Genomic DNA, 23,516 nt, shown 5'->3' on the forward strand with positions numbered 1-23,516 from the left:
TTAAATGCCTTGTTAAATGCAGTAACTGGAGGATAATAATATGAACCAAAAAGAATTTGAATCGGTCATTAAACAGCCACCAAATATAAGATATGAGTATTTTGTTAAAAAGGTCGCTGATTATGAGGAAGTCTGGGGGTTATATGACGATGGTTGGGCAACAGCACAGGATGATGATGGAAATATGTTGATTCCTTTCTTTCCTAAAAAAGAATTTGCAGAATACTGTGCCGTTAATGAGTGGAATAAATTCAAAGCTAAACCGATTGACTTATATGAGTTTATTGACAAATGGCTTGTTGGTATGAAGGAAGATAGAGTTAAACCATCCATTTTCCCAATAAATGAAGATTCAGTAACGGTGGAGATAGATGTGTTATTAAGAGATTTAAATAATGAGTTAGAGAATTATTAAGGCGGGTTTACGTTTCAAATCAATAGAAATTCAACTTACTATGGACAAGATTGTGAAAAAGTGTACTTAAAGTAACGGGTACGTTTCTTTAAAAGGAAGGAAAGTTTTTTGCTTATATTTATCAATCGACTCTAGCCCCTATGGGTTAGGGTTTTTTTGGTTATTATGTAGTGATTGTATTAACTTCATTGTATACTAACGTTTAAAATTAGGATTACCGCAAACAGGAAATGAAATCAACTTGAGTTTGCCATAATCCTGCCTTATACTTATAGGGTTGAAGATTACGTAATAAAACTCAATAACTTACGGAAAAATCTCAATAATAGCAAGGAGTTGACTTAATAAAATGAATGAGAAGCAAAGAATAGATAATACTCAAGTAAATCCTTCGGACAAAAAATCCGTAAAGGATTACAGCAAATACTTTGAAACTGTTTATACTGCACCTTCCTTAAAGGAAGCGAAAAAACGCGGTAAAGAAGAAGTGAAATATCATAAAGACTTTAACATTCCAGAAGAATTTCATGGAATGGGAAATGGCCGCAAATTCTATATCCGCACTTACGGCTGCCAGATGAATGAGCATGATACCGAAGTTATGGCTGGTATTTTCCTTGGTCTTGGCTATGAGCATACAGAATCAGTGGAAGATGCAAATGTCATTTTGCTTAATACATGTGCCATCCGTGAAAATGCCGAGAATAAAGTATTTGGAGAACTTGGCCATCTTAAACATTTAAAAAAGGAAAATCCGGATCTTCTAATTGGAGTCTGCGGATGTATGTCACAGGAAGAATCTGTTGTTAACAAGATTCTTAAAACATATAACCAGGTAGATATGATATTTGGAACACACAACATTCACCGTCTTCCTAACATTCTTCAAGAAGCATATATGTCGAAGGAAATGGTTATCGAAGTATGGTCTAAAGAAGGTGATGTTATTGAAAACCTTCCAAAAGTGCGCCGCGGCAATATTAAAGCATGGGTTAACATTATGTATGGCTGTGATAAGTTCTGCACCTACTGCATCGTACCTTATACACGAGGAAAAGAGCGGAGCAGACGTCCTGAGGATATCATTCAGGAAGTTCGCCAGTTAGCGGCTCAGGGCTACCAGGAAATTACCCTGCTTGGGCAAAACGTAAACGCGTATGGAAAAGATTTTGAGGATATGAAATACGGTCTTGGCGATTTAATGGATGAAATGCGCAAAATCGACATTCCGCGAGTACGCTTTACAACAAGCCATCCGCGCGACTTTGATGATCATCTGATTGAAGTGCTGGCCAAAGGCGGCAATCTGGTAGAGCATATTCACCTGCCAGTTCAATCGGGGTCAACAGATGTGCTGAAGATTATGGCCCGTAAATATACAAGGGAACAATACTTGGAATTGGTCCGTAAGATTAAAGCGGCTATTCCAGAGGCTACCTTCACAACTGATATCATCGTCGGCTATCCTAATGAGACAGAAGAGCAATTCGAAGAAACAATATCCCTGTATCGGGAAGTAGGCTTTGAAGCTGCTTATACATTCATTTACTCACCTCGTGAAGGCACACCAGCGGCCAAAATGGTGGATAATGTGCCAATGGAAGTGAAGAAAGAACGTCTTCAGCGGCTGAATGCAATTGTTAATGAATTATCGGCAGAAGCAATGAAAAAATATAAAGGCCAGACTGTCGAAGTACTTGTGGAAGGGGAAAGCAAGAATAATCCTGAAATTCTTGCAGGTTACACAAGAAAGAACAAGCTGGTAAACTTTAAGGGACCGAAAACAGCGATCGGCAAAATTGTGAATGTAAAAGTAACGGATGCGAAGACATGGTCCCTAAACGGAGAAATGGTAGAAGAACTAGACGCGGTTGAGGTGAAGCAGTAATGGCTAAATACACAAAAGATCAGATTGTAGAACGTGCAAAGGAATTGGCACGAATGATTGCAGAGACAGAAGAAGTGGATTTCTTCAAGCGTGCTGAAGCACAGATTAATGAAAATGAAAAGGTTAGTGCTACCATTACAACAATCAAAGGCTTGCAAAAGCAGGCTGTCAATCTTCAGCACTATGGTAAAGCAGAAGCATTAAAGAAAACAGAAGAAAAAATTGCCCAATTGGAACAGCAGCTGGATGAAATCCCTGTTGTCCAGGAATTCAAGCAATCCCAGGTGGATGTTAATGAATTACTGCAGATTGTGGCTAATACGATCTCCAACACTGTAACAGACGAAGTCATTACTTCTACAGGCGGAAATCTCCTGAGCGGTGAAACAGGATCAAAAATCAGCAACAGCAGCTGTACACATTAATAAACAGAGAGCCAAACACCCTGCACCAATTGGTGCAGGGTGTTTTTACGTTCTATATTAAGGGAGGAATTGGTTTTGGCCATGGGTTGTGGGGGGCCTTTTATTGGTTTCGCAATAGTTCTACTGCCTTTAAAAATTCTTTTCTGTACTCCTGCTGTTCGATGAGCGCTGCATTTAACGTTGACAGCAGGGATTGATTCAGCATTTTTGTCCCTGCATCATCAGATTTTTTGTCCAAAAAGTTGAGGAGAAAAGTATATACAAGAAGCAATGTCGAGTAATTATCCACATATGTGAGATTGATTGCCCGTCCGCCTTTACCCCCGGCAGCATGGTTATTGATCGACGGTATTCCGGCATCTGCTGCCATATCAATAAACTCCTTTGGAATACCCAGCTGCTTGAGGACTTCAGGATCCAGATCCAGCTTTTGCATATTTTGGCTTAGCATGGTACTCCCTCCCTTCTTTTTGGACATTTTTAGACTCTGCATAGAAAGAATTGCTTTATCTTTAATTACGCTTTGTTGCTTTGCTGCTGAGTTGTAGTGTTCACAGAAATGGCTGTGGAGTCTCCTCCATTTGCAATATTGTATTGAGCTGAAAGAATTGGAATGTTGATCAGTGCAGCATTAACAGCAAATCCTCCACCAGAAATCGGCAATTGGCCGTTTAGGTTTGTTTGAGGAAGGTTTGCTTGTGCAGCGAAAGTAAAAGCTTCCGCTTCATTGCCGCTGTCTGCTCCATTTACTGCTCCGCCGCTCGGCAATACGCCATTGTCTTTTTTGTAATCATCATAGCATCTTGATAGCATATTTTTTCACCTCCTTCAATTGATTGAAGTGGCTGTTTTCTAGATTATGAGTCTTTCTTCATCTTGTCTGAAAGATCCAGATCCAGAAGTTTCTTACCGTTTACAGATAGTTTCACCTGTTTATAATCCTCGGATGTTTCCACAACAGGCAGCAGATTTTTTAATGCAGGAATCATATTCCCGATCCCGGAGGAATTTTTTGTGAAGAGCCCTTCTAAGTTTTTCAACGGCTTAAGAGATTCCATAAGATTTCCTTTTAACTCTTCAGACTGAATTTTTTCTAATCCTTTTGTATAGAATCCGCCCAATGTTTCAGTAAACTTGGCGACCATTTCTTCTGCATATTGTTTTGCTTCTTCCCCTGTCAGCTCTTTGCCATTGATTGAAACTTTATAGTTGGAGTTCTCCTTGTCTGCCATTCCTGTTCACCTCCTTATCGATAGTTTATTATATTGATCCAAGAGCCAAGCTGTCTCCGCAAATGCAGTAGGACAAACGTGCATTTTTCAATTACATACCTATTAGTGAGTTTTAAGTCCTTACCATAGGCAGTCATTTTCCTCATTTATATAGAGAATTCTCCTGCCTGATTTGTTCTGACCGGAACATTCGCCCGCTTCCGGCATACTATAAATCATGCCAATACTTTTGCCTAACATTCATAAAAATTATCGCACACTAGTCTAATATCCCGCATAGGATGAATTGAAAATGAATGAGGAGGGTTCGCTCGCAATGGGAGATTACAGAGAGATTATAACGAAAGCGGTCGTTGCGAAAGGACGTAAATTCACACAGTCCAATCATACGATCTGCCCGTCACACCATCCGTCAAGCATACTTGGCTGCTGGATCATAAACCATACGTACGAGGCGAAAAAAGCTGGAAGAACAGTGGAAATCTGCGGCCATTATGACATTAACGTTTGGTACTCTTTCAACAATAATACAAAAACCGAAGTTGTTACCGAACGGGTTGAGTATAAAGATGTCATTAAATTAAAGTACCGTGATCCGGACTGTTTGGATGATCATGATGTCATCGCCCGTGTTCTGCAGCAGCCAAGCTGCTGTGAAGCAGTCATTTCTCCAAATGGCAACAAAATCATCGTCACTGTGGAAAGAGAGTTCATGGTCGAGGTGATCGGCGAAACAAAGGTTTGTGTAGCTGTTCACCCAGACAAGTGCGAGTGCGATGATGACGCTTGGGGACTTGATGTGGAAGATGAAGAATTCGAGGATTTAAATCCGGATTTCTTGGTGGGAACTGAAGAAGAGTAATGACAAACTAGGAGGTTTTGCTTCCTAGTTTTTCTTTTTAGATTTAATAATGTCAGCTAAATTCAAGCGAATTAACGACAGCACCTTCCGCCTTTAGTCTGAATGCATCTGCAGAGTCTTACCTTAGAATGGAAGTATAGGATGTAAGGGGGAGAGGCGAGGATGAAAATATTTCAATTGAATTTGAAGTGCCATGATTTAGACAGGATGAAAGAATTTTATACAATTGTGCTGGAGATGGAGCTGCTGACGGAGACTCAGAGTTATTTTACAATTATGGCCGGCTCAACAAAGATTCTTTTTGAGAAAGATGCAGCAATCCCCTTTTATCATGTATGTTTCAGGACCAATGCTGAATACTTTGAACATATGTATCAGAAATTAGGTGCTGAAAGTGTGCTGCTGCCAAATGAGAGCGGCGAGTACAGTATGTATTGGAAAGGAAAGCAGGCATATTTTATCGATCCGGACGGAAATATTATAGAGATGCTGGAGCGGCCTTTGAATGGCGGAAAAAAGGAGGGTCTCCGCTGGCATGATGTCGGGGAAGTTGGCTTGCCAGTCAATGATGTAGCTGCAATGGAGCGGGAATTAGATCAGTATCTGCACAATGAACAGATGGATTCCAGCGAGACGTTTGCTTTTTACGGAGACAGGAAAGGGGTTTTTGTGCTTGTGAAGGAAGGGAGGAACTGGTATCCAACAGAAAAGGCTGCCGTTATTTCCCCAATTAAGATATTTGCTTCGGGACCAGGGGATGCCATGTTTCAGCATCAGGAATATCCTTATGAAGTGATTGTGAGGAAGGAATGGGAAGGGACCATCCCGGCTGTGCAATTTCGCATTGCACGTCCGACAAACCAGCTTGATAAACTCATTTCCTTTTATGAAAAAGGACTGGGGCTGAAGAGAGTCGGCGAGTTTTGGAATCATGAAGGCTATGATGGTATTATGATTGGTCTGCCTGATAGCCAATACCATCTTGAATTTACTCAATCTAAGGAAAAAATGGAGCTTCCGCTGCCGACAAAGGAGCATCTATTAGTCTTTTATGTGGGAGACCGCCTGGAGCGGGATACCATTGCCGAAAGGCTTGCTTCTTTTGGTTATTTGGAAACAGAACCGGAAAATCCATATTGGGGCAGAGGCGGAGTGACAATTGAAGATCCCGACGGATGGCCGATTGTATTAATGAATACGCCAGGAATATAAAGCTTCCGGTATGCCTGGAGCTTTTCCAGTGTTAATTTTCAAATGAATAAGCCGTCGTTTTCCTAAATATGTTAAAATAGCAAAGTAGTAAAATGAATGCAGAAAGGTTGAGGGTTTATGTTTAAAAAGGTTGCCTCTGATGTGCTGGGATTAAGCGATGTGGGAAGCGTCATCCAGCCGGCAGACTATGACAAAGTTGATGCTGACGATTATGTCCTGCACGAAGATAATGAGAAAATTTACTTCCTGATCAAGTCCAAATCGGATGAATACTGCTTTACGAATAAGGCACTTATACATCTGGATGGTACTAGTGCTGTCAGCAAAAAACGAACTCTAAAGCGCTACAGCTACCGCGAATACAGTATTTCAAATGTGATGCTGGAAACAGCTGGTACAGTCGATTTGGATGTGGAAATCAAATTCGTGATCGGTTCTCAGGCATTTTCTATTGACGTACATAAAAAGCATATCGAAGAATTGAAAGATTTATATAAAGCTCTGATCCGCATTTCCGAAATCAGCCGCGAAAATGAAGTGTCCATGGAGTATGCTGAAAAAAGCCTGAATTTGGCATCAAGCACTCTTGGACGTTCAGTGTCCAGTCAGGACGCCAATGTGGTGGACAATTTCCGTGTACTAAATGAAACAGCCTTCAACTGGCTTATGAACAGCCGCAAGAAATATAATGTGAAAGACTTCGGATATGTGTTCGAAAAATACATCAATAACTAAAATCCTGGCAGCTCTCCATTTGGGGCTGCTGTTTTATTTGAGGCCAGCTGTTTTGCTGCTCACTAAAAACGCAAATATAGTTTAACCAATGCGATGATTGAAGCGGAGGATATTTGACTCCAGCGGGAGGAGAGGAAAGTGAGATACCCCTGCAGGCTCTCATTCCTCCACGCGGAAAGCAAGTGTCCCGTGCTGAAATCAATGGCTCAATATATAAGCCTATCAATATAAGAGAAATGTCAAGGCAAATATTGCACCTCTGAGTCAGCCGATAATCTATGATATAATGAAAAAGACGTTTTTAGAGGAAATCTCTAAAACAGGATTTTAAAATAATAGATTATGGATCGTTGGAGGAAGTTATGGCAGCAGCATACACGCCTATGATACAGCAATATTTAAGGGTAAAGGCAGAATATCAGGATGCCTTTTTATTTTTTCGCCTTGGCGACTTTTACGAAATGTTTTTCGAGGATGCACTTAAAGCGTCACAGGAGCTTGAAATCACATTAACCAGCCGCGAGGGAGGCACGGAAGAACGGATTCCCATGTGCGGGGTGCCGTATCATTCAGCACCGGTTTATATTGAACAATTGATTGAAAAAGGATACAAAGTCGCGATCTGCGAGCAAACAGAAGATCCGAAACAGGCAAAAGGAGTTGTGAAGCGGGAAGTCGTACAGCTTATCACACCTGGAACAATGATGGAAGGTAAAGGCCTTCAGGAAAAAGAAAACAACTATATTGCATCAATTTCAGTCTTTGAGGATGAAACTTTTGGATTTGCCACCAATGATTTATCAACAGGTGAGACAAAGGTAACGATGTTAAGCAGCGGGTTTGATGAGGTTTTGAACGAGCTGTCCATGTCAGGAGCAAAGGAAGTAGTCATTTCTTCAGACTTTGATGGAGAGTGGCAGAGGAGAATGAAAGAACGCTCCGTCATGGCGATTTCATTCGAGGATGATTGCGGAGTCCGGGACACTTTCGAGGGACTTCTGGATGATTTAAATCAGGACAAGCTTAGGGCAACTTCTTCCAGACTGATTAATTACTTGTACCGTACGCAGAAGAGGAGCCTGGATCACCTTCAAAAAGTGGCTACTTATCAGATCAATCAATACATGAAAATCGATTTTTTTTCAAAAAAAAATCTTGAGCTGACAGAAACCATCCGCAGCAAAGGCAAGAAGGGCTCACTGTTATGGCTCCTGGATGAAACGAAGACTGCAATGGGGGGCAGGCTTTTAAAGCAATGGATCGACAGGCCGCTCATTGATGAACAGGAAATCAAACGCCGCCATTCGCTGGTTGAAACGCTTATTCACTCTTTCTTTGAACGGGAAGAAATCCGGGAAAAACTGAAGGAAGTCTATGACCTGGAACGCCTTGCAGGAAGAGTGGCATTTGGAAATGTAAATGCCCGCGACCTTGTGCAGCTTAAGAAATCTCTTCAGCAGATACCTGTTTTAAAAGAAATGGTCTCAAATCTGCCCAATGAGGAAGCAGTGAGGCTTGCTGAGCGCCTGGATGCATGTGAAGAAGTCACGGATACTTTGGAAAGCGCGATAATGGAAAATCCGCCGCTGTCTTTGAAGGATGGAAACATCATTCAGGACGGCTATCATGAAGAGCTGGATAAGTACCGTGATGCAAGCCGCAACGGGAAAACCTGGATTGCCCAGCTTGAGAAGCAGGAACGTGAAAAAACAGGCATTAAATCATTAAAAATCGGTTTTAACCGTGTGTTTGGCTATTATATTGAAGTTACTCGCGCTAACCTGCATCTTCTGAAAGAAGGGCAATATGAGCGCAAACAGACCCTGACCAATGCTGAACGATTTATTACGCCTGAATTAAAGGAAAAAGAATCACTCATACTGGAAGCACAGGAAAAGTGTGTGGAGCTCGAGTATGAATTATTTACGAATGTCCGCGAACATGTAAAAGAATTTATTCCGAGATTGCAAAAACTGGCGAAAACGGTAAGTGAGCTGGATGTACTTCAGTGCTTCTCCGCTGTCAGCGAGCAAAGACATTATACAAAGCCAAATTTTTCAAATGATAGACGGGTTTATATCAAAGACGGCCGCCATCCTGTCGTTGAAAAAGTCCTGAACGCACAGGAATATGTGCCGAATGACTGTTATATGGATGCGGACCGGGAAATGCTGCTGATTACAGGGCCGAATATGTCCGGTAAAAGTACGTATATGCGGCAAATCGCCCTGACCGCGATTTTAGCGCAAATCGGCTGCTATGTGCCTGCTTCTGAAGCCGTGCTGCCAATTTTCGACCAGGTATTTACGAGAATCGGAGCCGCCGATGACCTTATTTCCGGCCAGAGTACGTTCATGGTCGAGATGCTTGAAGCGAGAAATGCGATTGTGAATGCCACTCAAAACAGTTTGATACTGTTCGATGAAATCGGGCGCGGAACATCCACCTATGATGGGATGGCATTGGCGCAGGCAATCATTGAATATATTCACAACCGGATTGGTGCGAAGACTTTATTTTCCACGCATTATCATGAATTGACGGTGCTTGAAGAAGAACTGCAGAAGGTGAAAAACATCCATGTCAGCGCAGTCGAGCAAAATGGACGGGTTGTGTTCCTTCATAAAATTAAGGAAGGAGCGGCAGATAAGAGTTACGGAATCCATGTTGCCCAGCTTGCAGAGCTCCCGAATGAACTGATTGTAAGGGCAAATGAAATTTTAACAGGGCTGGAATCGAACGATCCCGGTCCTGTAAAAAAAGAGATTCCTGCAGCAGAAAAAATGGCAGATCCTGCTGCCCAATTATCTTTCTTTGAGGAGCCTGAAGATGTAAAGAAACCTTCAATAAGCTCTAAGGAAAAAAAGGCTATTGATAAAGTCAAAGCGCTCGATATCCTTGATATGACACCAATGCAGGCGTTAAATACATTATATGAACTGCACAGGAAATTGAAGAATTAAAAAACAGGGGGTGACGAGATGGGGAAAATCATTCAGCTGGAGGATGCGCTTTCTAATAAAATTGCTGCCGGCGAGGTGGTGGAGAGGCCAGCATCGGTGGTAAAAGAATTGATGGAGAACTCGATCGATGCCGGAAGTACGATTATTGAAATCGAAGCGGAAGAAGCCGGCCTGGCCAAAATCCGCATTATCGATAATGGCGATGGTATTGAAGAAGATGATGTCCTGAATGCCTTTCATCGCCATGCCACCAGTAAAATTAAAGACGAAAATGACCTTTTCCGCATCCGCACGCTCGGATTCCGAGGAGAGGCATTGCCAAGTATTGCGTCAGTTTCGAGAATTGAAATGAAAACCTCAACCGGGGATGCCGGCACACGTGTTGTCATCGAAGGCGGAAAAGTCGAAGTGATGGAAAAGGCACCCGGCAGAAAAGGGACTGACCTTACCGTGACGGATTTATTTTTCAACACGCCGGCAAGGCTTAAATATATGAAGACGATTCACACAGAGCTTGGCAATATTACAGATGTGGTTAACAGGCTTGCGCTCGCCCATCCGGAGGTCGCCATCCGCCTGATCCATAATGAGCGAAAGCTCCTGCAGACGAACGGAAATGGGGATGTCCGGCAGGTGCTTGCAGCTATTTATGGGATCAATATTGTGAAAAAGATGGTTCGGATTGAAGCAAGCTCACTTGATTTTAAAATCAGCGGCTATGCTGCCCTGCCGGAGATTACAAGGGCATCAAGAAACTACATTTCTACCATGATCAACGGCCGCTTTATCAAGAATTACTCATTGGCCAAAGCCATTCAGGAGGGGTATCATACTTTGCTGCCAATCGGCCGCTACCCGATTGTGCTCCTGAACATTGAAATGGATCCGCTCCTTGTCGATGTGAACGTCCATCCATCGAAAATGGAGGTGCGCTTAAGCAAGGAACATGAATTGAATGAGCTTGTATCAGGTGCTTTGAAGGCAGCATTTAAAAAAGAGGAACTGATCCCTTCCGGATTTACACAGCCGAAGACCATAAAGCCTAAGTCAGAACAGACGGCTCTTGATCTGGATCATTTGCCTGAGCATCGGGAGCATGTGCCTTCTTATGTGCGTGAAACGAGGGAGGAAGCTATCCGGCAGTACCCGAATGGGGCAGTTCTGCAAAGCCCTCCAGTTCAACCGGCAGCAGCAGAATCTCCTGACTTGCAGGATGCTCCTTTCATGGAATTAAGCCCTTCAGCTGAAGAATTGCCTGAAGCGGATCAGCACATATTCCAGCCCGAAGAGCCGAGAGCTGCAGGATTGAAACAGTTTTTTGCAGAGACCGCCACAGTGGAGGAGCCATCCCGGGTGCCGCCGCTCTATCCAATTGGGCAAATGCATGGGACATATATTTTTGCCCAAAATGACCGGGGCCTTTATATAATTGATCAGCACGCCGCCCAGGAGCGGATTAAGTACGAGTATTTCAGGGAGAAAGTCGGCCAGGTTGAAAGTGAATTGCAGGAAATGCTTATACCGCTGACATTTGAATACTCAACGGATGATTATATTAAAATTGATGAATACAAAGGCGAGCTTGAGAAAGTGGGGGTATTCCTTGAGCAGTTCGGACATAACAGCTTTATTGTCCGTTCCCATCCGCAATGGCTGCCTAAAGGCGAGGAACAGGAAATCATCGAGGATATGATTGAACAGCTTTTAGCCATGAAGAGAGTTGATATTAAAAAGCTGCGTGAGGAAGCTGCCATTATGATGAGCTGTAAAGCTTCCATTAAAGCGAACCACCACCTCCGCAATGATGAAATCCAGGCGCTGCTTGATGAATTGCGGAGGTCTTCCGATCCGTTCACATGCCCGCATGGACGGCCGATCATCATTCATTACTCCACTTATGAAATGGAGAAAATGTTTAAGAGAGTAATGTAGAAAAGAGCGACGCCGAACCAGAGTGGTTCGGCGTTTTTTAATTTATAGACGATAATTATGTTATGTAAACTAATCGGCGTTCCGTCCCTAATTTTCTTTTTTAGCTCATTTCGCTCATAAAAAACTTTATTTCTACGATAAAAACCTTTTTTTGCTCAAAACATCACTATACCAAACAAACAAAGCATCCATTTCGCGAAATGGATGCTTTTCTTATAGCTTATCTCACTGCTGTATGCAATTTATCAATAAATTTCAGGGCTTTTCCTGTTCCAATCGCTACAGATTCAAGCGGGCTAGGTGCAAGATGTACAGGGACTACAATTTCCTGTGAAAGCCATTCCTGCATGCCGTTTAAAAGGGCACCGCCGCCGGAAAGGATCACACCGCGGTCTACGATGTCTCCGCTGAGTTCAGCCGGACTGTCCTCTAATGTTGCACGGATTGCTTCAAGAATGTGAAGCAATGATTCTTTGATTGCATCACGGATTTCATATGAAGTTAGAGTAATCGTCTTAGGCAGGCCTGTAACAAGGTCTCGGCCGCGCACTTCCATTGTCAGTTCTTCGTGGTCAACCAGCGCGTAGCCGATTTCCATTTTAATATGCTCGGCTGTTCTTTCTCCGATCAGGACGTTGTATTCTTTACGCACATATTGAATAATATCATCGTCAAGTCTGTCGCCGCCAATCCGGATGGAATTGCAGGCTACCACTCCGCCGAAAGAGATGATGGCTACTTCTGTTGAACCGCCGCCAATGTCAACAACCACGTTCGCGACAGGCTCATCGACAGGCATGCCTGAACCAATTGCTGCTGCTACAGGCTCTTCGATCAGATGTACCTTCTTCGCTCCTGCATTGCGGACAGCATCATGGATGGCTCTTCTTTCAACACTTGTAGAACCAGATGGCGTACAAACAACGACATTCGGCTTCCTGATTGCAAATCCGACTTTTTTCGATGCTTTTCGCATAACCTGGCGAAGCATTTCAGTAGTGGTGTCATAGTCGGCAATAACCCCGTCTTTAAGCGGACGGATGGCAACGATGCGGCCTGGTGTTTTCCCGATCATTTCCTTTGCTTCTTTACCAACAGCTAACACTTTTTTCGTTTCTGTATCAATTGCTACAACAGAAGGTTCATTAAGGATAATGCCTTTTGTTTTGCTGTATACAAGGATATTAGCAGTTCCTAAGTCAATTCCAATTTCAGATGTATTTAACATGAATTCTTCACCCAATTTCAAATTTATATTGTCACAATATAACCTTCTAATAAATTAACATGATTTTGGGGGTTACCCTTTGTTTGTTATGGAATCGTTAATAAAATGTAATTTTATAAGAAAATTTTAGGAAACTTGTCGAATAGGAAAGGTGAAACTTGTTCATAATGCATAAATGTTCTGTTTTTATAAAAAGAATGGTAAGATGATACCTGAAAAATTTTCCTGCTATATGGTAGGATAATAATTAGAATGGCAGTAAAGGCAGTGAACAGATGAGTGAAAAAGAAAAGCTTGCAGTGCTGATTGGCCCTACAGCTGTTGGAAAAACAAAATTAAGCATCCTTCTGGCAAAAAGATTTAATGCCGAGATCATCAGCGGAGATTCTATGCAAATATATAAAAGCATGGATATCGGCACGGCAAAAATTAAAGAAGAAGAGATGGAAGGAATTCCGCATCATCTGATTGACATCAAAAATCCTGAAGACCCCTTTTCGGCTGCTGAATTTCAGGAACTGGTCCGCAGCAAAATCACAGAGATCACTTCAAGAGGCAAACTTCCAATGATTGTTGGAGGCACGGGATTGTATATTCAATCCGTTATTTATGATTACCAATTCTCTGATGCGCCTTCAGATGAGGAATTCAGAAAAACATTAGAGGATCGCGCCGAAAGGGAAGGGAACGATGCTCTTTTCAAGGAGCTTTTGGACATAGACCCTGAAAGTGCGGAAAAAATTCACCCCAATAACATTCGAAGAGTGGTCAGGGCATTGGAAATTTACCATTGCACAGGGAAAACGATGTCTCAGTATCAGGAGAATCAGGATCCAGCACTTCTTTATGATACGGCGCTGATTGGGTTGACCATGGACCGGGATACCTTATATGAACGCATCAATCTCCGGGTTGAGATCATGATGAAGGAAGGCTTGCTTGAAGAGGTAAGAGCCCTATATGATCAGGGATTAAAGGATTGCCAGTCCATACAAGCCATCGGGTATAAAGAGCTGTATGAATACTTTAATGGACGTGTTTCTCTGGAGGATGCCGTAGGAAATCTGAAGCAAAATTCAAGAAGATATGCAAAAAGGCAGCTAACATGGTTTCGAAACAAGATGAATGTGGAATGGTTTGATATGTCCGATACAGCCGGCCCTCATGAGTTTGAAAAAAAATTCGCTGAAATTTCTGCTCATATTGAAGGAAAGCTGAAAATAAAATCGAATACATAATGATAGAGATAAAAGAGGAGGATTATAATGAAATCAGCAATCAATATTCAGGATCAGGTTCTTAATCAGCTACGCAAGGATAATATTAATTGTACTGTATTTTTGTTAAATGGATTCCAAATTAGAGGCCAAATCAAAGGCTTTGATAATTTCACGGTATTATTCGAGTCAGAAGGCAAGCAGCAGCTCGTTTATAAGCATGCCATTTCTACCTTCGTTCCACAGCGCAATGTTCAGCTGGATATGGAAAACCAGCAATAATATAAAAGTTAACATTCAGAAGAAAAGCCCGCTTTAATTGAAGCGGGCTATTTTCTTATGCAAAGACAACGCAAATATTTTTAATGAAATGGAGGTTGGCTGAATACATATAGATATGAGGGAGCCTGCCTGCTGGGCTTGTTTTCCATGAAAAGGCAGAATGCTTCCAGGTATCGCAGCAACTAAAGCGGAGGAAAGCCCGAACAGGCGAAAATTTCAACTTATTTCTCGGGAAACCGCATGAACCGACACTCATGCATCAGTGATTGCTGAAACGCGAGGGAACTTGTCGGATTTTAGCCTAATAACCGTAATCTTGCGGATGCATATAGGCTTTTGTCACAACGATTACTTCTATGCGTATACTGTGCTAAGAATGTGAGGTGATAGCTTTTGGACCAGCCGATTCGCCTGAAGAATAACGGACAGATCAGCATCGTGCTCAATTCACAAAAGAGAAAAACATACACAAAAGAGCTTCCCGAATCCCAAGCGGCTCCAAAAGCCATTCCGCCTGAGCATACAGCTCTGAAAGAAATTGAAGAAGAACTTGGCGCTCTTGTGGGAATGGAAGAGATGAAAAAAATGATAAAGGAGATCTATGCGTGGATTTATGTGAATAAAAAGCGGGAGGAAGCCGGTCTCAAAGCTGGAAAGCAGGCATTGCATATGATGTTCAAAGGCAATCCCGGCACCGGTAAGACTACGGTTGCCCGATTAATAGGCAAGCTTTTTCAAAAAATGAATGTACTGTCAAAAGGTCATCTAATTGAAGCTGAGCGCGCTGATCTTGTCGGTGAATACATTGGTCATACCGCCCAGAAGACAAGGGATCTGGTGAAAAAAGCGATAGGCGGAATCCTGTTCATCGATGAAGCATACTCCTTAGGAAGAGGCGGAGAAAAAGACTTTGGCAAGGAAGCCATTGACACTCTCGTTAAGCATATGGAAGACCGCCAGCATGAATTTATTCTGATACTGGCGGGCTACTCAAGAGAAATGAATCACTTCCTGACGCTGAATCCTGGCCTTCATTCCCGGTTCCCCCTAGTTGTTGACTTTCCTGACTATTCGATTGAGCAGCTGATGGAAATCGGGGAGCGGATGCTGAAGGAACGGGAATATACATTAAGCCACGAATCTGAAAAGAAACTGAGGGAGCACTTACACTTTGTGAAAAATAATCTCAGCCCAAACAGTTTTTCGAACGGGCGCTACATCCGAAATATCATTGAAAAATCAATCCGGACACAGGCCATGCGTCTATTATTGCAAAACTGCTATGACAAACATGATCTGATGACCATCAGAAGCAATGATTTGGTGTTTGAAGAAGCCGATTAAGGGGATATTTAATAAAAAAAGACAGTGTCAAAGAACATTGGCATTGTTTTTTTACTGAAGGAGGAATATAAAATGAACAATATTACGGTTTATACGACCAATACATGTCCTTACTGTACGATGGTGAAGAATTTTCTGGATGAGCAAGGACTGGAGTATAAAGAGGTTAATGTGCAGAATGACCAGCGAGAGGCACAAAAACTGGTTGCAACCACTGGACAAATGGGAGTGCCGCAGATCAATGTGAATGGCAATTGGGTTATTGGCTTTGATCCAAATACGATAATGGCGAATGTGAAGCAATAATATAGAGGGGGCCCGCTCATGGTGGAGCAGGTCTTTTTTATGGAATTGTGAACTCTGCAAATAAAATTGCATATTAGCAAAAAAAGTACCTATATTCGCAAATAAATAGGAAATTTTGCAAAGAAAGTGACTGAACTGGCAAACAAACAGCTTAAACCGGCAAATAAACATCTGAACCATGATTCTGTTTGAATTTCTAAGTGTAATTTCAAAAAAACATCAGGATAAACTGATGTTTTTTATTTTGAAGAAAGAATTTTCAAAAAACATTGACCGAAATTCCTGGTGGTGTTTTAATAATTATAAGTGGTTGGGTCACCTAACCATTTTATTCTGGAAGGAGCTTGAGAAATGAAAATCCTAATTACTGAACTAATCTGGAAAGAAGGAATTGAAGAGTTAATAAATAATGGCTTTCAAGTGGATTATGATGAAAATCTATGGAGTAACCGTGAAGAATTATTGAGAAAAATCAACAATTACGATGGATTAATTGTAAGAAATCAAACAATTGTAGATCAGGAATTAATGGCAGCTGGTCTTCAATTAAAGGTTATAGGCAGGCTTGGAGTTGGACTTGATAATATAGACACAAAATCAGCAAAGAAAATGGGAATTCCAGTTGTTTATGCTAAAAATGCCAATGCCACTTCGGTGGCAGAGTATGTGATGATGGCCATGCTAAGTGTTTCCCGGCCTCTACATCTTGCTGATTATGATGTCAGGAAAGGAAATTGGGATAGAAAAACATACACCGGGATGGAACTAGCGGGTAAAACGCTGGGCCTTATAGGGTTAGGTGAAATCTCTCATCGCGTTGCCAAAAGAGCAAAATCGTTTGGAATGAAAGTGATCGGCTATGATCCCTTTATCGCGGATTATGATCACATCGTTTCTGAAACTGGGGTTCAAATAAAAGAATTAACAGATCTGCTTGCTGAATGTGATTTTATTTCCTTGCATGTCCCGCTTACACCTTCAACCAAGTATTTAATCTCCGAGACAGAACTTCAATCAATGAAGGTTTCTTCCTATATTATTAATACGTCCCGAGGCGGTATTATAAATGAACTTGATCTTGAAGCTGCTTTGACCAATGGTTCGATTGCAGGAGCGTTTCTGGATGTACTTGAGGAAGAACCAATTCACCAGTCGAACAAACTATTGACCTGCTCAAATGCTGTCATTACTCCGCATATTGCTGGTTTAACGGAAGAATCACAAATTAGAACTTCTCTATTGGTGGCAAAGGAAGTAGCAAAGGTTATGAAAAATCAGCCGTCTTTATGTGTAATTTAAAAAAGTTTCCGAAAATTTAAATAAATAATTGACTTTGCCATTTAGGAGTGGTTTAATTAACCTATAAACAGTGGTTGGGTCACCCAACCAAAATAAAAAGGAGGTAATCGAATGAGTAATAACAGTCAATCTACAACTCTGGCAGACACGCATTCTCCTGAGTCTAAAGAGGTTAGCACACATAAGTTTTTAATTCATCATAAGGGAGATCATGTAGGGGTAGCGACTAGTCCAATAAAAGAAGGAGAACAGGTTATCGGAATCTTTATGGATGATAATTCTGAGGTGTCTGTAAAGTCTCGCGGGGATATTCCTTTAGGGCATAAAATTTCATTAGTGGACTTAAAGAGTAATCAGCCAGTCTTAAAATACGGAATTCAAATTGGGTTAACAACAACGGAATGGGCTGTAGGAGACTATGTCCATACTCATAATATTAAAACGGCGAGGTGGTAAATATGAATAATACACTAATGGGTTACCGCAGAGAAAATGGAAAAGTTGGTATACGCAATCATGTCATCATTTTGCCTGTTGATGATATCTCAAATGCTGCCTGTGAGGCTGTTGCAAGACAAGTTCAAGGAACGATGGCCCTTCCTCACGCATATGGAAGACTCCAGTATGGACCAGACCTTGACCTTCATTTCAGAACAATGATAGGAACCGGTTCAAATCCAAATGTGGCAGCGGTTATTGTCATCGGCATTGAAGAAAACTGGTCCAAGAAGATCGCGGAAGGTATTGCAGAAACTGGCAAACCAGTATCCTATTTTTCTATCGAGGGAAATGGCGACTTTGAAACAATCCGACAAGCATCATGGAAAGCTAAAGAGTATGTTCAATGGGCATCTGAACTGCAGAGAGAGCCGATTGAACTAAAAGATTTAACGATCAGCATTAAGTGCGGGGAATCGGATACGACTACAGGACTGGGATCATGCCCAACAGTATCTCAGGCAGTTGACCGCCTGGTTGATGCCGGTGCGACGGTATTCTTTGGGGAAACATCTGAATTAACAGGTGGAGAACATCTAATCGCACAAAGAATGGCAACGCCTGAACTTCATGAAAAGTTTATGGCTATTTATAAAGATTATGTAGGCGAAATCGAATCCAAAGGAGTAGATTTGCTTGGCTCACAGCCAACACAGGGAAATATTGCAGGAGGCCTATCAACTATAGAAGAAAAGGCTCTTGGAAATATTGCCAAAACGGGCACGAAGGAAGTAATTGGGGTGCTTGACCCAGCAGAAAAGCCAGAGAATGGCAAGGGCTTGTATTTTATGGATACTTCTTCAGCAGCTGCAGAATGCATTACGTTAATGGCAGCTGGCGGTGCAGTACTCCATCTTTTCCCAACAGGGCAGGGTAATATTATCGGAAATCCAATTGAGCCAGTTGTGAAAATTACCGCAAATCCGATAACAGCTGGAACAATGAGCGAGCATATTGATGTAGATGTACAGGGATTATTGTCCCGTCAGATTTCCCTGGAAGAAGCAGGCGACAAATTAATGGAAGTTATTTGCCGTACGGTAAATGGCCGCTTGACCAGTGCTGAAGCTTTGGGACATCGTGAATTTGTCATGACAAAACTATACCGAAGCGCCTGATTCAATTTCTCCCTGCACATTTTTGAGCGGGGAGAATCCTTTTTTAAAGAGAGTACAAAAAAAGGAGTTTAGACATGAACACATATAATGAATCGGATCTAAAGGAATTCTGTGAAAAAGTTCTTGAAAAAATGGGAATGCGCAAAGATTATTCGGAAGTTGTCGCGGATTCACTGGTAAAAGCAAACTTAGAAGGTACAGATAGTCACGGGATCAGCAGACTTCCCATTTACGCCAAACGATTTATGGATAAAAGAATAAATGTGAATCCAGATATTAAAGTAACAAAAAAAGCTCCAACCGTGCTTCAGATTGATGGCGATAATGGCCTGGGTCATGTAGTAAGCTGGAAGGCGATTAAAGAAGGTATTGAAATAGCAAAAGAAAGCGGCACTGCAGCAATCGCGATTCGTAATAGCAATCATTTTGGGACTGCTTCGTATTTTTGCCAAATGGCATGCGAGCAGAATCTCGCATGTATAGGCTTTACTAATTCCCCGCCAGGGATCGCACCCTGGGGAGGGAAGGAAGCTTTCTTTGGCACTAACCCAATCGCGTTTGGCTTTCCAACTGGCAACGATCAGCCTGTAATAATTGATTTATCAACCAGTATAGTGGCTAGAGGGAAAATCATATTGGCCGCAAAACAGGGAACTGAAATACCGGATGGCTGGGCAATTGATGAAGATGGGTATCCCACCAAGGAACCTGCGGCTGCCTTAAAAGGATCTGTATTACCGCTTGGCGGAGCAAAAGGGGCTGCACTCGCGCTTGCTGTTGAGATATTAACTGGTGTACTTTCAGGAGCCGCATTTGGCCCCCATGTGAAAAATCTTTATGATGACAATGAAACAGAGAATGCAAATGTTGGACACTTCTTTTTGTTACTGGATATTAAAAAGTTTATGGATTTAACACTGTTCTTTACCTCTATTCAAAATTTGCTGCAGGAAATGAAAGAAGTTCCTAAGAAACCAGATGTAAGTGAAATACGCTACCCGGGGGAAAGAAGAAAAAGAGAAAGTGCCAGCAGGCAATTAACAGGAATTGAATTATCAGGCAATGTTGAACAGGAATTAAAAGAATTGGGGGCGGATTTCCATATCCCTTTTCCTGAGGCAATGTCACTTGACCATTCCAGTAAAAGCTTTTCTCTTTAAAAAAAGCTGTATGGTGATTATTGACCCATCCAATTGGATGAGGCATATAAACACCATAACAGCTTTTTTAGCTGGATAATGTATTTTGAGAAATCGAACATTCTACACTTTCAATATGGTCTATCATACGTTCCTGAGCCAACTCAATGTTGTTCTGCTTTATTGCCTCAAGAATCTTTTCGTGCTCCTGGACAGATTTTAAAGCACGGCCCGGAATGTTAATTGATTTTGTACGTGACTCGGACAGAAGATCGATTAAAAAGTGCATAATTCTTACTAAAACCACATTATTTGAATGATCGGCAAGCGTCATATGAAATTTATGATCCAATTCAGCCAGACGGTCAAAATCCTGGTCACCGCTTACAATTTCGTTTGCTTCCTTAAGGATTTGATCTAATTGCTGAATAAGATCAGGGCTTGAATTCTCTATGGACCATTTTACTGTCCATTCCTCAAGAATTTTTCTGACCGAGAAGAAATCCTTAAATTGATCAGAGGATACAAAAAAAGCTTCAGTCATTTTTTGTATTTGCTGCTCAGGTGAAGCTACAAAGACCCCAGTTCCGTGTTTGGCGGTCAAATACCCATATGCTTCGAGTATTTTATAGGCTTCCCTTACTGTATTCCTGCTGACAGAAAGCTCATTTCCCATTTCTCTTTCACCGGGGATTTTTTCACCTGCTCTGTATACGCCATTTTGGATTTTTTTCTTTATACTATCGGCTACCTGCTCCGAAATTCCTTTTCTATTAATGTCCAAATATACCCCTCCAAGCAAATTTACTGATGGGCTTTTTTTATAGGGAAAATGGTTCAATGGCCCAACCTATTTTATTAAATCATTAACGGGTCAAGTAATCAACACCGCTGTCTTAAATTTCTCAAAAGGGTAAATAGAGCTGCCTTCATAGGCAGCTTTAAATGAAATAAACGATTAAAAATCCTAATGCTGCTAAGGCGGCAGCTCCAAAAGTTCCCGTAAAAATTACCTTACTGTTTAACTTTTTAAATTCAGTATAATTAACTCCTAAACCTAAGCCTGCCATGGCCATAGATAATAAAAAGATACTTAGTGCGATTAGCATTTGGGTCATTCTATCAGAAAGTATGCCAGCCGTATTAATCAGGCACATAAACAGAAAGCCAAAGATAAACCATGGGACCGGCAAATCTCTGAATCTGGTATTCTGTTTGTTTAAGCTGTGCTTATTAAATATTAATCCGAGTATAATCGCTGCAGGAATTAATAATGCTACACGTCCCAGCTTCACCAGAATGGCAGTATCACTGCTTACATCACCTCCTGGAGCAGAAGCTGCAATGACATGAGCAAGCTCATGCAAAGTTGCCCCTGTTAATACTCCATAATCGTAAGGGCTCAGGTCCAGTACGGGAAACAAAAAAGTATAAATGATTGTCACAATAGTACCCATAATGGCAATAAAAGCTACGGAGATAGCAGTAAACTCATTTTTAGCCCGGATTAGCGGGGCAACAGCAACTATGGCAGCAGCCCCGCATATTGCAGTTCCAACTGCAATCAGTGCTGATAAATGGCGGTCGATTGAGAGAAGTTTTCCGATATACATCATAAGGATAAGAGTGAAACCGATTACAATTATATCGACAATAATAAGAGAAAAGCCAGCGGCAAAGATTTGTTCAACATTGAGTCTTAATCCCATCAGAATAATTCCCGCGCGGAGAAGAGTCTTGCTGCTGAATGTGATTCCGGTAGATGCATCGGCTGGCACATCCATTATTCCTTTCCAGCTCATGCCAAGAAGTATGGAAACAATCATGATTCCCATTACTGAAAAAACAGGCAATTTCGCTATTGAACCAGCTAATACAGCAAGTATTAAAGTTAGCAGAACTCCTTTTAACCAGCCCTTTTGCAGCTTTAAGGTTTTAATTTTTTTTCTTGTGTGAAGGGGAACTGTTTTTGCTTTATGCAGTTTTGTTGCTCCAGCATTACTCAATCTTCTGCCTCCTTTTTTGTAAAATTGGTCCAGTGGTCAGGAGACCCAACCAATACAATTTCATTTAAGCATTTTTATAAAGGGTAATCAAGAAAAATATAAAAATTAAACAAAAAAATTTAGAAAGTATTGATTTTTTAGAAAATTATAAATAGAATATGGGTAGTGGTTGGGTGACTGTACCATAACTTATTTAATCTACTTTAAGAAAAGTCATTCCAAAATAAAAGATTTTAATAGATCAGCAGGATAGTGAATAAAAAGGAGGGATTTTAATGGGAAAATCAATTTAGTCTAATCAATTAACAATATTAACAGCTAATTTATGTAGAATTGGCGGGGGTAAATCTGAGGAATCCTTGCAGTTTTTCAATCATGTATTTGTAAGGGCTTACAATATAGTGCGGGAGGCGAATTTTATGAGGGTATATCTGTCTATCTTATCAATCCTATTGTTAATATTTGTGAGCGGCTGCTCCAGCAATGTTAATGGCAAAGAGCCGGATGCAGAATATGTATTGAGACTGGGCCATCTTCAAACGGAAACTCATCCTTACCACAAAGGGGCATTGAGGTTTAAAGAGCTGGTGGAAGAAAAATCTAACGGGCGGATAAGAATTGATATATTTCCAAGCAGCCAATTAGGAAATGGAAGAGACCAGATAGAAGGCGCGCAAATTGGCTCCATCCATTTTCATATTGGTTCAGTAGCACCAGTAACCAATTTCGCCCCTAAATTTAATTTGCTTAACCTTCCATATTTATTTGAAAGCCGGGAGCATGCTTTTCGGGTCCTTGATGGGGAGATAGGTAAAGAGATCGCTTCTGATTTAGAGAACAGGGGCCTTATCAACCTCGGCTATATGGAGAATGGCTGGAGGCATATGACAAATAATAAGAAACCCATTAAGACAAGTGCCGATGCAGCGAAATTAAAATTGAGAGTCCAGGAGTCACCTCCATACATCTCATTCATCAAAGCACTTGGCTCAACTCCTGTTCCTGTTCCATTCGGTGAACTATATACTGCTTTGGAACAAAAAGTGGTCGACGGCCAGGAAAATCCGCTTGCTCAAATCTATTTAAATAAATTCCAAGAGGTGCAGAGCTATTTGACATTAACTGCCCATAACTATGATGCTGCTGTTTTTCTTATGAGTAAAACAACATACGACACATTGCCTGAAGAACTGCAAAAGGCAGTATCTGAAGCCTCTGAAGAAGCAGTTGATTATGAACGCAAAGTAGCCTTGGAGGATGAGAAAAAACTGCTGGAGGACCTTAAAAATACGGAGATAGAAATTGAAGAGAATCCAGATTTGGATTCATTTAGGGAAGCAGTAAAGCCGGTTTATGAGGAATTTGAAGAAACGATAGGAAAAGAGCTGTTTGATAAGATAGAAAACTTAAAATAA

At 41.4% G+C, this 23,516-nt stretch carries 23 protein-coding genes and 1 pseudogene; 18 read left to right on the forward strand and 6 right to left on the reverse strand.

Translation table 11 applies throughout. The annotated features are described in order from the left end of the window. Window positions 1-40: 40 nt before the first annotated feature. The 3 genes from ACR42H_RS10155 to ACR42H_RS10165 all read left to right on the forward strand — a co-directional run bounded on the left by ACR42H_RS10155 (window position 41) and on the right by ACR42H_RS10165 (window position 2,728). Complete coding sequence (locus tag ACR42H_RS10155; protein WP_436375872.1) at window positions 41-415, forward strand: DUF2750 domain-containing protein; 375 nt, start codon at window positions 41-43, stop codon at window positions 413-415. A gap of 349 nt (window positions 416-764) precedes the next feature. Next, window positions 765-2,303, forward strand: coding sequence for a tRNA (N6-isopentenyl adenosine(37)-C2)-methylthiotransferase MiaB (gene miaB / locus ACR42H_RS10160; protein ID WP_436375875.1), 1,539 nt, complete (start codon window positions 765-767; stop codon window positions 2,301-2,303). Continuing rightward, window positions 2,303-2,728, forward strand: coding sequence for a RicAFT regulatory complex protein RicA family protein (locus ACR42H_RS10165; protein WP_113882016.1), 426 nt, complete (start codon window positions 2,303-2,305; stop codon window positions 2,726-2,728). Before miaB ends, ACR42H_RS10165 begins: the two co-directional genes overlap by 1 nt. Window positions 2,729-2,828: 100 nt before the next feature. On the opposite strand, the gene ACR42H_RS10170 is transcribed toward ACR42H_RS10165, so the two are convergent. From ACR42H_RS10170 to ACR42H_RS10180, 3 genes are all read right to left on the reverse strand, one after another. Further along, window positions 2,829-3,179, reverse strand: coding sequence for a hypothetical protein (locus ACR42H_RS10170; RefSeq protein ID WP_113882017.1), 351 nt, complete (start codon window positions 3,177-3,179; stop codon window positions 2,829-2,831). A 65-nt stretch (window positions 3,180-3,244) separates the two neighbouring features. After that, entirely contained in the window at window positions 3,245-3,541 is a 297-nt protein-coding gene (locus tag ACR42H_RS10175) for a hypothetical protein (RefSeq protein ID WP_217030526.1), read from the reverse strand. A gap of 44 nt (window positions 3,542-3,585) precedes the next feature. Further along, window positions 3,586-3,960, reverse strand: a complete 375-nt coding sequence (locus ACR42H_RS10180) for a hypothetical protein (RefSeq protein WP_436375879.1) — start codon at window positions 3,958-3,960, stop codon at window positions 3,586-3,588. A 316-nt stretch (window positions 3,961-4,276) separates the two neighbouring features. Here ACR42H_RS10180 and ACR42H_RS10185 point away from each other — a divergent pair, with 316 nt between their 5' ends. The 6 genes and pseudogenes from ACR42H_RS10185 to mutL all read left to right on the forward strand — a co-directional run bounded on the left by ACR42H_RS10185 (window position 4,277) and on the right by mutL (window position 11,664). Then, window positions 4,277-4,822 (forward strand): outer spore coat protein CotE, encoded by a 546-nt coding sequence (locus ACR42H_RS10185; RefSeq protein ID WP_113882019.1) that lies wholly within the window; start codon window positions 4,277-4,279, stop codon window positions 4,820-4,822. Window positions 4,823-4,984: 162 nt separating this feature from the next. Further along, window positions 4,985-5,299: pseudogene (locus tag ACR42H_RS10190) on the forward strand (VOC family protein); the annotation flags it as partial. A 285-nt stretch (window positions 5,300-5,584) separates the two neighbouring features. Beyond that, window positions 5,585-6,034 carry a VOC family protein gene (locus ACR42H_RS10195; RefSeq protein ID WP_395858169.1) on the forward strand — a complete coding sequence of 150 codons (450 nt, stop codon included), beginning with the start codon at window positions 5,585-5,587 and terminating at the stop codon, window positions 6,032-6,034. Between the two features lie 117 nt (window positions 6,035-6,151). Further along, window positions 6,152-6,769, forward strand: a complete 618-nt coding sequence (locus ACR42H_RS10200) for a PH domain-containing protein (RefSeq protein WP_436375882.1) — start codon at window positions 6,152-6,154, stop codon at window positions 6,767-6,769. Window positions 6,770-7,131: 362 nt separating this feature from the next. After that, entirely contained in the window at window positions 7,132-9,732 is a 2,601-nt protein-coding gene (gene mutS, locus ACR42H_RS10205) for a DNA mismatch repair protein MutS (protein WP_436375884.1), read from the forward strand. A gap of 18 nt (window positions 9,733-9,750) precedes the next feature. After that, window positions 9,751-11,664 (forward strand): DNA mismatch repair endonuclease MutL, encoded by a 1,914-nt coding sequence (gene mutL / locus ACR42H_RS10210; protein ID WP_436375886.1) that lies wholly within the window; start codon window positions 9,751-9,753, stop codon window positions 11,662-11,664. 220 nt (window positions 11,665-11,884) lie between these two features. Here mutL and mreBH read toward each other — a convergent pair whose 3' ends face one another. Next, complete coding sequence (gene mreBH / locus ACR42H_RS10215) at window positions 11,885-12,892, reverse strand: rod-share determining protein MreBH (RefSeq protein WP_113882030.1); 1,008 nt, start codon at window positions 12,890-12,892, stop codon at window positions 11,885-11,887. A gap of 275 nt (window positions 12,893-13,167) precedes the next feature. On the opposite strand from mreBH, the gene miaA reads away from it, so the two are divergent. From miaA to ACR42H_RS10255, 8 genes are all read left to right on the forward strand, one after another. Next, window positions 13,168-14,130, forward strand: coding sequence for a tRNA (adenosine(37)-N6)-dimethylallyltransferase MiaA (miaA, locus tag ACR42H_RS10220; RefSeq protein WP_436375889.1), 963 nt, complete (start codon window positions 13,168-13,170; stop codon window positions 14,128-14,130). A gap of 27 nt (window positions 14,131-14,157) precedes the next feature. Continuing rightward, window positions 14,158-14,391, forward strand: coding sequence for an RNA chaperone Hfq (gene hfq / locus ACR42H_RS10225; protein ID WP_009330585.1), 234 nt, complete (start codon window positions 14,158-14,160; stop codon window positions 14,389-14,391). A gap of 393 nt (window positions 14,392-14,784) precedes the next feature. Then, the gene (spoVK, locus tag ACR42H_RS10230) at window positions 14,785-15,735 is read left to right on the forward strand and encodes a stage V sporulation protein K (RefSeq protein WP_113882032.1); all 951 of its coding nucleotides are present in this window, start codon (window positions 14,785-14,787) and stop codon (window positions 15,733-15,735) included. 72 nt (window positions 15,736-15,807) lie between these two features. Then, window positions 15,808-16,041 carry a glutaredoxin family protein gene (locus ACR42H_RS10235; protein ID WP_113882033.1) on the forward strand — a complete coding sequence of 78 codons (234 nt, stop codon included), beginning with the start codon at window positions 15,808-15,810 and terminating at the stop codon, window positions 16,039-16,041. A 351-nt stretch (window positions 16,042-16,392) separates the two neighbouring features. Further along, the gene (locus ACR42H_RS10240; protein ID WP_436375894.1) at window positions 16,393-17,340 is read left to right on the forward strand and encodes a hydroxyacid dehydrogenase; all 948 of its coding nucleotides are present in this window, start codon (window positions 16,393-16,395) and stop codon (window positions 17,338-17,340) included. 111 nt (window positions 17,341-17,451) lie between these two features. Next, entirely contained in the window at window positions 17,452-17,796 is a 345-nt protein-coding gene (locus ACR42H_RS10245) for a UxaA family hydrolase (protein WP_019381820.1), read from the forward strand. A gap of 2 nt (window positions 17,797-17,798) precedes the next feature. After that, window positions 17,799-18,956, forward strand: coding sequence for a UxaA family hydrolase (locus tag ACR42H_RS10250; RefSeq protein ID WP_436375897.1), 1,158 nt, complete (start codon window positions 17,799-17,801; stop codon window positions 18,954-18,956). A gap of 74 nt (window positions 18,957-19,030) precedes the next feature. After that, window positions 19,031-20,116 carry an Ldh family oxidoreductase gene (locus tag ACR42H_RS10255; protein ID WP_436375899.1) on the forward strand — a complete coding sequence of 362 codons (1,086 nt, stop codon included), beginning with the start codon at window positions 19,031-19,033 and terminating at the stop codon, window positions 20,114-20,116. Between the two features lie 67 nt (window positions 20,117-20,183). Here ACR42H_RS10255 and ACR42H_RS10260 read toward each other — a convergent pair whose 3' ends face one another. Together ACR42H_RS10260 and ACR42H_RS10265 are read right to left on the reverse strand one after the other, a co-directional pair. Beyond that, window positions 20,184-20,879, reverse strand: coding sequence for a FadR/GntR family transcriptional regulator (locus ACR42H_RS10260; protein WP_113882037.1), 696 nt, complete (start codon window positions 20,877-20,879; stop codon window positions 20,184-20,186). 157 nt (window positions 20,880-21,036) lie between these two features. Next, window positions 21,037-22,101, reverse strand: a complete 1,065-nt coding sequence (locus ACR42H_RS10265; protein ID WP_436375901.1) for a YeiH family protein — start codon at window positions 22,099-22,101, stop codon at window positions 21,037-21,039. Window positions 22,102-22,520: 419 nt separating this feature from the next. Between ACR42H_RS10265 and ACR42H_RS10270 the strand changes: the two genes are divergently transcribed. Then, complete coding sequence (locus ACR42H_RS10270; protein ID WP_436375903.1) at window positions 22,521-23,516, forward strand: DctP family TRAP transporter solute-binding subunit; 996 nt, start codon at window positions 22,521-22,523, stop codon at window positions 23,514-23,516.

This window comes from Cytobacillus sp. BC1816 (assembly GCF_051353635.1).
Classification (GTDB): Bacteria; Bacillota; Bacilli; order Bacillales; family Cytobacillaceae; genus Cytobacillus; species Cytobacillus oceanisediminis_C.

What these genes read in the sequence shown, in the direction of transcription:
- ACR42H_RS10155 (WP_436375872.1), top strand. Translation starts at nt 41, where the DNA reads ATGAACCAAAAAGAATTTGAATCGGTCATTAAACAGCCACCAAATATA.
- miaB (WP_436375875.1), top strand. Translation starts at nt 765, where the DNA reads ATGAATGAGAAGCAAAGAATAGATAATACTCAAGTAAATCCTTCGGAC.
- ACR42H_RS10165 (WP_113882016.1), top strand. Translation starts at nt 2,303, where the DNA reads ATGGCTAAATACACAAAAGATCAGATTGTAGAACGTGCAAAGGAATTG.
- ACR42H_RS10170 (WP_113882017.1), bottom strand. Translation starts at nt 3,179, where the DNA reads ATGCTAAGCCAAAATATGCAAAAGCTGGATCTGGATCCTGAAGTCCTC.
- ACR42H_RS10175 (WP_217030526.1), bottom strand. Translation starts at nt 3,541, where the DNA reads ATGCTATCAAGATGCTATGATGATTACAAAAAAGACAATGGCGTATTG.
- ACR42H_RS10180 (WP_436375879.1), bottom strand. Translation starts at nt 3,960, where the DNA reads ATGGCAGACAAGGAGAACTCCAACTATAAAGTTTCAATCAATGGCAAA.
- ACR42H_RS10185 (WP_113882019.1), top strand. Translation starts at nt 4,277, where the DNA reads ATGGGAGATTACAGAGAGATTATAACGAAAGCGGTCGTTGCGAAAGGA.
- ACR42H_RS10195 (WP_395858169.1), top strand. Translation starts at nt 5,585, where the DNA reads ATGTTTCAGCATCAGGAATATCCTTATGAAGTGATTGTGAGGAAGGAA.
- ACR42H_RS10200 (WP_436375882.1), top strand. Translation starts at nt 6,152, where the DNA reads ATGTTTAAAAAGGTTGCCTCTGATGTGCTGGGATTAAGCGATGTGGGA.
- mutS (WP_436375884.1), top strand. Translation starts at nt 7,132, where the DNA reads ATGGCAGCAGCATACACGCCTATGATACAGCAATATTTAAGGGTAAAG.
- mutL (WP_436375886.1), top strand. Translation starts at nt 9,751, where the DNA reads ATGGGGAAAATCATTCAGCTGGAGGATGCGCTTTCTAATAAAATTGCT.
- mreBH (WP_113882030.1), bottom strand. Translation starts at nt 12,892, where the DNA reads ATGTTAAATACATCTGAAATTGGAATTGACTTAGGAACTGCTAATATC.
- miaA (WP_436375889.1), top strand. Translation starts at nt 13,168, where the DNA reads ATGAGTGAAAAAGAAAAGCTTGCAGTGCTGATTGGCCCTACAGCTGTT.
- hfq (WP_009330585.1), top strand. Translation starts at nt 14,158, where the DNA reads ATGAAATCAGCAATCAATATTCAGGATCAGGTTCTTAATCAGCTACGC.
- ACR42H_RS10235 (WP_113882033.1), top strand. Translation starts at nt 15,808, where the DNA reads ATGAACAATATTACGGTTTATACGACCAATACATGTCCTTACTGTACG.
- ACR42H_RS10240 (WP_436375894.1), top strand. Translation starts at nt 16,393, where the DNA reads ATGAAAATCCTAATTACTGAACTAATCTGGAAAGAAGGAATTGAAGAG.
- ACR42H_RS10245 (WP_019381820.1), top strand. Translation starts at nt 17,452, where the DNA reads ATGAGTAATAACAGTCAATCTACAACTCTGGCAGACACGCATTCTCCT.
- ACR42H_RS10250 (WP_436375897.1), top strand. Translation starts at nt 17,799, where the DNA reads ATGAATAATACACTAATGGGTTACCGCAGAGAAAATGGAAAAGTTGGT.
- ACR42H_RS10255 (WP_436375899.1), top strand. Translation starts at nt 19,031, where the DNA reads ATGAACACATATAATGAATCGGATCTAAAGGAATTCTGTGAAAAAGTT.
- ACR42H_RS10270 (WP_436375903.1), top strand. Translation starts at nt 22,521, where the DNA reads ATGAGGGTATATCTGTCTATCTTATCAATCCTATTGTTAATATTTGTG.